Here is a 9,697-nt window from a genome sequence, read left to right on the forward strand (position 1 = left end):
GCTCTGGTTCCGACCCCGACCGACGCCGACGACGCCGACGTGCTGGCCGAGGAGGCAGCGGTGCTCGTCACCGAGGGCGTTTCCAGCAGAGTTTTCAAAGGCGAGGAGTCCAACACCGACGTCAGCTCCGACAGGGGCGATGTCGATGACTGCGGTCCGGTGAGCGCTTGCAGGGTGTGCGGAACCGCTGCCGCGAACGCCGATGCGTGGTTGCCGGCGGCGCCGACCGGTGCCGTGGCCGCTGCGGCCTGGTTGGTCGTGTTGGGCGGCGCGGTGAACTGCGCCAGCTTCGACGCCGCTGCCGAATGGCCGGCGTACCCGTACATGGCGGTGGCATCCTGCACCCACATCTGCGCGTAACGTTCTTCGGTGATCGCGATCGCCGCGGTGTTCTGGCCTAACAGATTGGTCGCGATCAGCGCGCTGAGTTGAACTCGGTTGGCGGTGACCGCCGGCGGCGGAACGGTGAGCGCGAACGCGTTTTCGTAGGCGGCGGCGGCCGACTTGGCCTGGACGGCAGTCAGCTCCGCCTGAGTGGCTGTCGCGCTGAGCCAGGCAATGTACGGAGTGACCGCGGTCGCCATGGATGCTGCGGCGCCGCCCAGCCACGGGCCATTCGTCAAACCTGAAGTTATCCCCTCGTATGAGGCGGCTGTGGCATGCAGATCGGCTGCCAGGTTGTCCCACGCGGATGCCGCGGCCAGCATCGGTCCCGATCCGGGACCCGAATACATCCGGCCAGAATTGATCTCAGGAGGTAGCATCGCAAAATCCACAGCTGAGGTCCTTCTTGTCAGGCCGTCAGTGATGTTGGCCTCACCGGTCGCACCGGGGCCATTCGCGACGTCTGCTTACGCTGCGCAGATAAGTCGAGTTGCGATCGCGCCGTTCGCGTTCGGCGCCTTATACATCGCACGTGAGAAGCCCACAGTACGACGGACGAGCAAGGCGATCGAACGGTACAACACGACGTAACTTTGTGTTCATCATAGCTGCTGACCGCCGGTTGTCCACGACACGGCGTGCCTCACCTGACACTGTCGCACGGGGGACGGATAGCTGGTACCGAGTGGCCGCCACTGAGGGGAACGCTTGGCGAGTTTTTCGTTTTTCACTACGGAGCATCGCCGGCTGGCCCAGAATACCGTCTCGTCGTGATAACACCGTGATCAAGACGAGACAGCGGCGTTATGAGGTATACGACGGGATTCGACATGTCATTCTTGGTTTCCGATCCGAGCGCACTGGCGGCAGCTGCTGCGGATGTCGGCGGTATCGGCGTACAGCTTCGTGCTGCTACGGCGGCCGCGAGTCCGATCACCAGCGTGGCATCGGCGGCGGCCGACGAAGTGTCGCAAAGCATCGCGGCTTTGTTCGGAAGCTACGGCCGCGAGTATGGCGCTCTGCTTGCCCAGGCGGCGGCATTTCACGTCAGCATGGAACGTACCTTGACCAGCGCCGCAGAGTTGTATGTGAGCGCCGAGGCGTCCAACGCCTCGCCACTGCAAAACGGTGCGCAAGCGCTTCGTGGCATTTTCAGTGCTTTCCCCGGTGGTAACGGAGGCCAGCTGGCGAGTAGTGCCGGTGCCGGCGCCCACGCGGCGAACGCCGCTGCTAGCAGTAGCGGTAGCTCCGCGTCTGCTGCCGGATCAGTTGAGCCAGATCCAGACCGCGACCAGGAGCATCAGTTACACCTACCCCAAGAGTGGCACCTACGACGCGTCCTAGGACATCTGGCTGAATCCCACGCCGAACACATCCACGGTAAACCATCAGGAGGTCATGATCTGGTTCAACCATTCCGGCCCCATCCAGCCGGTCGGCTCCGATGTGGGTCAAGCCACCATCGACGGCAAGCAGTTCGCGGTGTGGGAAGGCGACAACAGCCAGAACCAGGTGGTGTCCTACGTCGCGGACACCCCGATACAGTCCTGGAACAACATGAACGTGTTGGATTTCATCGACAAGACCGAAACCTACGAGCCGGCAGTGAACAACTCCTGGTATCTGACCAGCATCCAGGCCGGCTTCGAGCCTTGGAGCGGCAGTGTCGGGGCGTCGGTCAATTCGTTCTCCGCCAGTGTGAACGGAGTCAGCTGACGCCAGCCCGGCGCCCCTCGCCAACGAATCGGCGGAAGGCCGTGCGATTATTTCGCACGGCCTTCCGTAGCGGGTGCGGTCCAATCAGTCGGTGACAGTGAGGAACTCGCCGGCTGGGCGTCTCGGCAGAAACCAGGCAGGGATGAGGGTGGATGCCACCAGCACCACCGCGAGCGCGAACACGGCGGTGTAGGCATGCGAGAGGTCGTGTAGCAATTCGCCGGTGAAATGGTGGGTGAAGACCCGCTTCGGCAAGGCGGACCTGTCAAGCGGCACATGGAGTTTGGCCGAGCTCTGCTGAAGCAATGCCATTTTGTTCGCGGCGCGGATGTTCTCGCTGCGGTTGAACTGGCTCGTCAGGATCACCGACATCAGCGCAGTCCCGACCGAGCCGCCCACCTGGTGCAGAACGCTGATCAGCGTCGAGCCGCGGGCGATCTGGTGAGGGGCCAGCGCCTGCACCGACGCTACCGACAGAGGCATGATGGTGCACCCCATGCCGAGGCCCATGATCGTCAGCCCGGTCAGCAGTATGGGTTGGTAGTCGGATTGCCTGGCCACCCCGTAGGCGAAGGCGCCCAGGCCGACGGTGATGAGCGCGATGCCGGCCAGGACGACCTTGCCTGGCCCCCGCCGGTCCACGATCGGGCCGGCCAGTTGCATGGTCAGCATCGCGCCGAGCCCCTGCGGGATCATGTGCACGCCGGACTGCATCGCCGTCTGGTGCAACACCTGCTGGAAATAGCTCGGAAGCAACAATGCTGCCCCGAAGAACGCGACCGCGAACACCGTCATCGTCACATTGGCTTGGGTGACAACGCGGTTCGTGAACAGCCGTAGGTCGATGAGCGGGTGATCGGTCCCGTACCAGGCGTGCAGGACGAAGCACACGATCAGCGTCAGGCCGACCGTCGCCGGTATCAACACGTGCCGATCTGCGACGGAGCCGCGACCCGGGATGGACGACACCGCGAACAAAAACGTCGCCAAGCCGGGGCAGAGCAGTAGCACCCCGACGACGTCGAGCGATTCCGACCGCGCCGGCTGATCTTTGCGAAACACGATCGCCGCAAGGGTGATCGTGACGAGGCCGATCGGCATGTTGATCAGAAAGATCCATCTCCAGCCGGTGGTGTCGATGAGCCAACCTCCCAGGATGGGCCCGCAGATCGGGGCGAGCAGCATGGGGATGCTCAGGATCGACATCAGGCGGCCGAGTCGCCCGGGGCCCGCCTCGCGAACCAGGATCATGAAGCCGAGCGGTAACAGCATGCCGCCCCCGATGCCTTGCACCGCCCGAAAGACAATGAGCAGCAGGATGTCCGGTGCCAGCGCGCATAGCATCGAGCCCAGCGTGAACGCCAGAACGGAGCCCATGAACAGCCGTTTGGTGCCGAACCGGTCGGCCGCCCAGCCCGCTAAGGGGATGACTGTCGCCAAGGCCAACGTGTAGCCGGTCATCGTCCACGCGACCACCGCCTGCGTGGACGCGAATTGGTTGATGAAGGTGCGCTGGGCGACGCTGACGACGGCGCCGTCCAGAATCGACATCACCGTGGCGAGGATGCATACTCCGGCGACCCGCAGCAGCGCGGCGTCGAGCTTGTCGGGATACTGGCGCTCACCGGCTGCCCGTTGCCGAGTCGTGGCGGCGGAAGGCGGCGCGGCGGGTGAAGCCTTTTCCATGTCGGTGCTTAGGACTCGCGCAGTAATTGATTAGGTTTTTCTGTTTGGTTTGTTCACACTTGTGGTATGACGCTGCCTGCTGTGGACTCCGATCCGGTCGCCGCCCGTTTGTCGTTGATCCGCCCGCATCTGGATGAGCGGGCGTGGCGGTTGTTGCTCGGCGCGGAGGCCAAGGTGCTGGGTCGGGGCGGGATCAAGCTGGTCGCGGCGGCCGCTGGGGTGCATCCGGATACCGTGGCGGCAGGTGTGCGCGAGTTGGATTACGACGAACCGATTCCGGGGCGGGTGCGCCGGCCGGGTGCGGGTCGCCCGCCAGTGGCGGTGACCGATCCCGATCTGGTCGCCGCGCTCGATGCGCTGGTGGATCCGGTCTCGCGGGGCGATCCGGAATCGCCGTTGCGGTGGACGACCAAATCGACGGGCAAGCTGGCCGCCGAGCTGATCGCCAGGGGGCATCGAGTGTCCGCGCGGACGGTGGCCAAGCTGCTCAAACAGGCTGGTTACAGCCTGCAGGCGAACTCGAAAACCATTGAAGGCGCCCAGCATCTGGATCGGGATGCCCAGTTCGGCTATCTCAACACGCAAGTCGAACGATTCCAGGCCGGCGGGTATCCGGTGATCAGCGTGGACACCAAGAAGAAGGAACTCGTCGGCAACTACAAAGCTGCTGGCCGTGAATGGGAGCCCGCCGGGGCACCGCGCACGGTGCAGGTGCACGACTTCGCCGACAAGCAGCTGGGCAAGGTGGCTCCCTACGGGGTCTACGACATCGGCGCCAATACCGGCTGGGTCAACGTCGGCACCGACGCCGACACCGGCCAGTTCGCCGTGGAATCGATCCGCCGCTGGTGGACCACGATGGGCGCTGCCAGCTATCCCGGATCGGACAAGCTGCTGATCACCGCCGACTCCGGTGGCTCCAACGGATCCCGGCTACGGCTGTGGAAAACCGAACTCGCCGCCTTCGCCGCCGAGACCGGACTCGACATCACCGTCTGCCACCTACCGCCGGGCACCTCCAAATGGAACAAGATCGAACACCGGCTGTTCTCCGCGATCAGCCGCAACTGGCGCGGACGCCCCCTGGAATCCCACGAGGTAGTCATCGAAACTCTCAGGGCAACAACCACATCCACCGGACTGACCGTGAACGCGGTGCTCGACACCACCACCTACGAGCGTGGTATCAAGATCACCGACAAGCAAATCGCCGCCCTCGAAGCCACCCAACTGCACCGTCACGAGTTCCACGGCGACTGGAACTACACACTCACGGCCGACCACACCGCGACACGCCCCACGGAACCCAGCTAATTACTGCGCGCTCCCTTAGCATATCGAACCGTTGGCCCCACCGACGCTGAGAGCCATTTGCTGAACTGCCGCCCGGCCGGGCCGTGCCCGACCCGGCGCAGGGGGCCAGAGAGGAGGACGGGTTTGCCAGCGCCGTGGCGGAGCGATATACGCTTGCCGTCTGCGTGTCCTTCACCATCCCGACACTTGGGACCGGCAAACTGTTGGCGTGTCTGGAAAACTGATCGTCTCGGTCTCGGGCATAGGTGACCGCACCGTGGCCGACGTCGAGGCGTTCTGCGCGAAAATGGACGCCCGCAACGTGCCGGTGTCGTTGCTGGTGGCTCCGCGGCTTAAAGGAGATTATCGACTCGACCGCGACCCGCGGACGGTCGAGTGGCTGACCGCCCGGCGGGCCCGAGGCGACGCCATCGTGCTGCACGGCTATGAGGACGCGGCCACCAAGAATCGGCGTGCCGAGTTCGCCATCCTGCGGGCACACGAGGCCAACCTGCGCCTGACCGCCGCCGACCGGGTGCTCGAGCACCTGGGGCTCCGCACCCGGCTGTTTGCCGCGCCGGGCTGGACGGTATCGCCTGGTGTCGTCAAGACATTGCCGCAGAAAGGTTTTCGATTGCTCGCCGACCTGCACGGCGTCACCGACCTGGTTCGGCACACCACTGTCCGCGCCCGGGCCCTCGGCATCGGTGAAGGGTTCCTGACCGAACCCTGGTGGTGTCGGATGGTGGTGCTGTCCGCCGAGCGGATCGCGCGGCGGGAGGGCATGGTGCGTGTCGCCGTGGCCGCCCGTCAGTTGCGCAAGCCGGGTCCGCAGCAGGCGATGCTCGACGCCGTGGACCTGGCGTTGATGCACGGCTGCACGCCGACTGTCTACCGCTGGCAGCGCGACAAGGCGATCGCCGACGCTGCGTGACCCCGACGGCCCGGGTGGGGAACTACCCTGGTCCGACATGAGCGATTCATCGCCTGGCGGGTTCGCCGCCGACGCGATCATCGTCGGCGCCGGACTGGCGGGCCTGGTGACGGCCTGCGAACTCGTCGAACGCGGCTCGCGGATCCTGGTGCTCGACCAGGAGAATAGTGCCAACCTGGGCGGACAGGCCTTCTGGTCTTTCGGCGGTCTGTTCCTCGTCGACAGCACCGAACAGCGTCGCCTGGGCATCCGCGACAGCCACGAACTCGCGCTTCAGGATTGGCTGGGCGCGGCGGCTTTCGACCGCGACGAGGACTACTGGCCGCGGCAATGGGCCTACGCCTACGTCGATTTCGCAGCCAGGGAGAAGCGCAGCTGGCTGCGTGCCCGGGGCCTGAAGCTCTTCCCCCTGGTCGGGTGGGCCGAACGCAGAGGATATAACGCTCTGGGACAAGCTAATTCGGTGCTCCGCGTCCATATCACCTGGGGTACCGGGCGCGCTTTGGTCGAGCTGTTCGCCCGCCGCCTGCGCGACCGCTCCGCGGTGCGATTCGCGCACCGCCACCAGGTAGACGAGTTGATTCTCGAAGGCGGCGCGGTCACCGCGTCCGGGGCAGCGTGCTGGAACCCAGCACCGCCCCGCGTGGGATGCCGTCGTCGCGAAAAGCATTGGTGAAATGTGAGTTTTGTTCCCCTGCGGTGATCGTCACCAGCGGCGGCATCGGCGGCAACCACGATCTGGTGCGTAAGAACTGGCCCAGGCGGATGGGCCGCGTCCCCGGGCAGCTGCTCAGTGGCGTCCCGGCCCACGTCGACGGCAGGATGATCGACATCGCACAGCGTGCCGGCGCACGCGTGCATCAACCCCGATCGGATGTGGCACTACACCGAGGGCATCACCAACTACGACCCGGTCTGGCCGCTGCACGGAATCCGCATAATCCCGGGCCCCTCATCGCTGTGGCTGGACGGCGCCGGCAAGCGGCTGCCGGTTCCGCTGTATCCAGGGTTCGACACCCTTGGCACGCTGGAATGCATCGCCAACTCCGGGTACGACTACACCTGGTTCATCCTCGACGCCAGGATGATCGAGAAAGAATTCGCACTGTCGGGCCAGGAGCAGAAGCCCGACCTGACCGGGCAGAGCGTGCGCGCTCTGCTGCGTAACCGCGCCAGTTCCGGCCCGCCGGGACCGGTGCGGACGTTCGTCGACCGTGGTGTCGATTTCGTCAGCGCCGATTCGCCGCGTGAGCTGGTGAACTCGATGAACTTGCTGCCTGACGTGGAGCCGCTGGACTATTCCACCGTGGCCTCCGAGGTCACCGCTCGCGATCGCGAGGTCGCCAACAAATACAGTAAGGACGGCCAAATCACCGCGATCCGTGCGGCCCGCGGCTACCTGGGCGACCGCTTCACCCGGGTGGTCGCGCCGCACCGGCTCACCGAGCCGAAGGCCGGGCCGCTGATCGCGGTCGAGCTTCACATTTTGACCCGAAAAACCCTGGGCGGTATCGAAACCGATCTGCAGGGGCGCGTGCTCGAGGCCGACGGCACCCCGCTCACGGGCCTGTACGCGGCGGGGGAGGCGGCGGGCTTCGGCGGCGGCGGCGTGCATGGCTACCGCGCGTTGGAGGGGACCTTCCTGGGCGGCTGCATCTTTTCCGGGCGCTCCGCCGGCCGGGGCGCCGCCGACGACATCACCTGAGCGCGCCCTGGGCGCGCGGGTCTGGCCGAACTCGGCGAGCAGGCGCGCGTGCCCGAAACGCGTCAGCTGAACGTCTAGGATTGTGCCCGGACGAAGGTGGTGCCGATGCGGGTGATCCTGGCGATGATCGTGATCGCTGGTTGCCTGACGGGTTCCCTGGTCGTCACCGTGTCCGCGCAGGCGGAGCCCGAAACCTGCCCGCCCGTCTGCGACCAGGTCCCGACCAGCGCGTGGATATTACCGCGTGCGGTACCGCTGGACTCCGTCTATCACTGGCCCGCGCCGGCCGGACTCGCGGTGCAGGTTACCGGCATGGGAGACGGCCCGCGTTTCCAATTCGAGGAGGTGTGCGCGACGCCGGCGGCCCCGCACGACCTGCGCGCCGGGGCGGTCGCCGCCCGGGCGACCGTGGTGCATCCCGAAGGCCAGTGGCAGTTGCAGGCACAGATCCTGCACTGGCGCGGTGATACGGCCCGCGGCGGCCCGAACGCGGCCGCGGTGTTCGGCAACGCGGTCGCTGCGCTGCGCGGCTGTCAGCGCGGCGCGCCGGGGGAATCGCCGTCGGTGACCACCGACAGGCCCGACCGGATGGCTGCGGTGATCTCCGGACCGGTCATCGTGCACACCTACCTGGTCGCCCACCCGTCGAGCAGCACGATCGCCGAGCTCACGCTGTGGTCGTCGGCGCCGCCGCTGGTGGCATGGCCGGCGATGGCCGACGACCCGGTACTCGACGCCCTGGCCGCCCCGCTGTGCGAGGCCTACCTCGCCTCGTGCCTGTGAAACCGCCGGGCGCCGGTAGAGTTGGCGCCGACAGAAATCGTCAGGAGGAGCGCCGGTGGCCCGGGTGATCGTCAACGTGATGCCCAAAGCGGAGATTCTCGACCCGCAAGGTCAGGCTATTGTCGGCGCGCTCGGCCGGCTGGGCCATGCCGGAATCTCGGAGGTGCGGCAGGGCAAGCGATTCGAACTCGAGGTCGACGACACCATCGACGATTCCGCGCTCGCCGAGATCGCGGAGTCGCTGTTGGCCAACACCGTGATCGAGGACTGGACGATCACGCGGGAGGCGAGGTGACGGTGCGCGTCGGAATCATCACGTTCCCGGGGTCGCTGGACGACGTGGACGCCGCCCGCGCGGCACGGCGGGTGGGCGCCGAACCCGTCAGCCTCTGGCACGCCGACGCCGACCTGAAGGGCGTCGACGCCGTGGTTGTGCCCGGCGGCTTCTCTTACGGCGACTACCTGCGGGCGGGGGCGATCGCCAGGTTCGCCCCGGTGATGGCCGAAGTCGTCGGCGCCGCGCGCCGCGGGATGCCGGTGCTGGGCATCTGCAACGGCTTTCAGGTCCTGTGCGAGGCAGAGCTGCTGCCCGGTGCGCTCACCCGCAACGTGGGCCTGCATTTCGTCTGCCGCGACGTGTGGCTGAAGGTGGAGTCCACTGCGACGGCGTGGACTTCGCGCTACGAGCCGGGCGCGGATATCCTGGTGCCGCTGAAATCCGGGGAAGGCCGCTATGTGGCGCCCCGGGGCGTGCTCGACGAGCTCGAGGACGAGGGCCGGGTGGTGTTCCGATACCACGACAGCGTCAACGGTTCCCTGCACGGCATCGCCGGCGTCAGCTCGGCCGACGGTCGAGTGGTCGGCTTGATGCCCCATCCCGAGCATGCCATCGAGGCGCTGACCGGACCGTCCGACGACGGGCTGGGCCTGTTTTATTCGGCACTGGACGCCGTTCTGGCGGTCTGAGCGAAAGGCAGCGCGTAAACGGCGATGCCGGCGCGCTCAGCCGGCGTCGCGCAGCAGCGGCTGCGCGGGCCGCCATTCCACGACCGGGGCCAGCTCGCCGAACAGTTCGATCGCGGCCGCGATCGTGTTGTCCACGAAGCGCGAGAAATCCTCGAAGGGGATGTCTTCGCGGATCCACTGCGACCGGCGCGCGATCACGCCGATGCGCTGCGGGTCGCAGGAATTGTGCA

General features: G+C 66.4%; 7 protein-coding genes and 4 pseudogenes. 8 read left to right on the top strand and 3 right to left on the bottom strand.

The window, feature by feature from the left end; all coding sequences use genetic code 11:
- Positions 1-776: PPE family protein (locus tag ACOJVU_RS05955; RefSeq protein WP_421528929.1), on the bottom strand; the 776-nt coding region annotated here is incomplete at its 3' end.
- Between the two features lie 438 nt (positions 777-1,214).
- Here ACOJVU_RS05955 and ACOJVU_RS05960 point away from each other — a divergent pair.
- Both ACOJVU_RS05960 and ACOJVU_RS05965 read left to right on the top strand, forming a co-directional pair.
- Positions 1,215-1,481 (top strand): annotated as a pseudogene (locus tag ACOJVU_RS05960) (PE family protein); the annotation flags it as partial.
- 301 nt (positions 1,482-1,782) lie between these two features.
- On the top strand, positions 1,783-2,100 hold the full coding sequence (locus ACOJVU_RS05965) for a GH12 family glycosyl hydrolase domain-containing protein (protein ID WP_421528930.1): 318 nt from the start codon (positions 1,783-1,785) through the stop codon (positions 2,098-2,100).
- A gap of 84 nt (positions 2,101-2,184) precedes the next feature.
- On the opposite strand, the gene ACOJVU_RS05970 is transcribed toward ACOJVU_RS05965, so the two are convergent.
- Positions 2,185-3,786, bottom strand: coding sequence for a DHA2 family efflux MFS transporter permease subunit (locus ACOJVU_RS05970; RefSeq protein WP_421528931.1), 1,602 nt, complete (start codon positions 3,784-3,786; stop codon positions 2,185-2,187).
- A gap of 66 nt (positions 3,787-3,852) precedes the next feature.
- Between ACOJVU_RS05970 and ACOJVU_RS05975 the strand changes: the two are divergent.
- The 6 genes and pseudogenes from ACOJVU_RS05975 to purQ form a co-directional block, all read left to right on the top strand.
- Positions 3,853-5,094 (top strand): annotated as a pseudogene (locus tag ACOJVU_RS05975) (ISAzo13 family transposase); the annotation flags it as partial.
- Positions 5,095-5,308: 214 nt separating this feature from the next.
- Positions 5,309-6,013 (top strand): DUF2334 domain-containing protein, encoded by a 705-nt coding sequence (locus ACOJVU_RS05980; RefSeq protein ID WP_421528932.1) that lies wholly within the window; start codon positions 5,309-5,311, stop codon positions 6,011-6,013.
- A gap of 37 nt (positions 6,014-6,050) precedes the next feature.
- Positions 6,051-7,718: pseudogene (locus ACOJVU_RS05985) on the top strand (FAD-binding dehydrogenase).
- Positions 7,719-7,823: 105 nt separating this feature from the next.
- The gene (locus ACOJVU_RS05990; protein ID WP_421528933.1) at positions 7,824-8,501 is read left to right on the top strand and encodes an ATPase; all 678 of its coding nucleotides are present in this window, start codon (positions 7,824-7,826) and stop codon (positions 8,499-8,501) included.
- Positions 8,502-8,556: 55 nt separating this feature from the next.
- Complete coding sequence (gene purS, locus ACOJVU_RS05995; protein WP_421528934.1) at positions 8,557-8,796, top strand: phosphoribosylformylglycinamidine synthase subunit PurS; 240 nt, start codon at positions 8,557-8,559, stop codon at positions 8,794-8,796.
- A complete protein-coding gene (purQ, locus tag ACOJVU_RS06000; RefSeq protein ID WP_421528935.1) occupies positions 8,793-9,467 on the top strand; it encodes a phosphoribosylformylglycinamidine synthase subunit PurQ in 675 nt (224 codons plus the stop codon). The genes purS and purQ overlap by 4 nt, the downstream gene beginning before the upstream one ends.
- Before the next feature lie 36 nt (positions 9,468-9,503).
- Here the strand turns inward: purQ and ACOJVU_RS06005 are convergent.
- Positions 9,504-9,697: pseudogene (locus ACOJVU_RS06005) on the bottom strand (hypothetical protein); the annotation flags it as partial.

It is taken from the genome of Mycobacterium sp. THU-M104, assembly GCF_049197365.1.
Lineage (GTDB): Bacteria > Actinomycetota > Actinomycetes > Mycobacteriales > Mycobacteriaceae > Mycobacterium.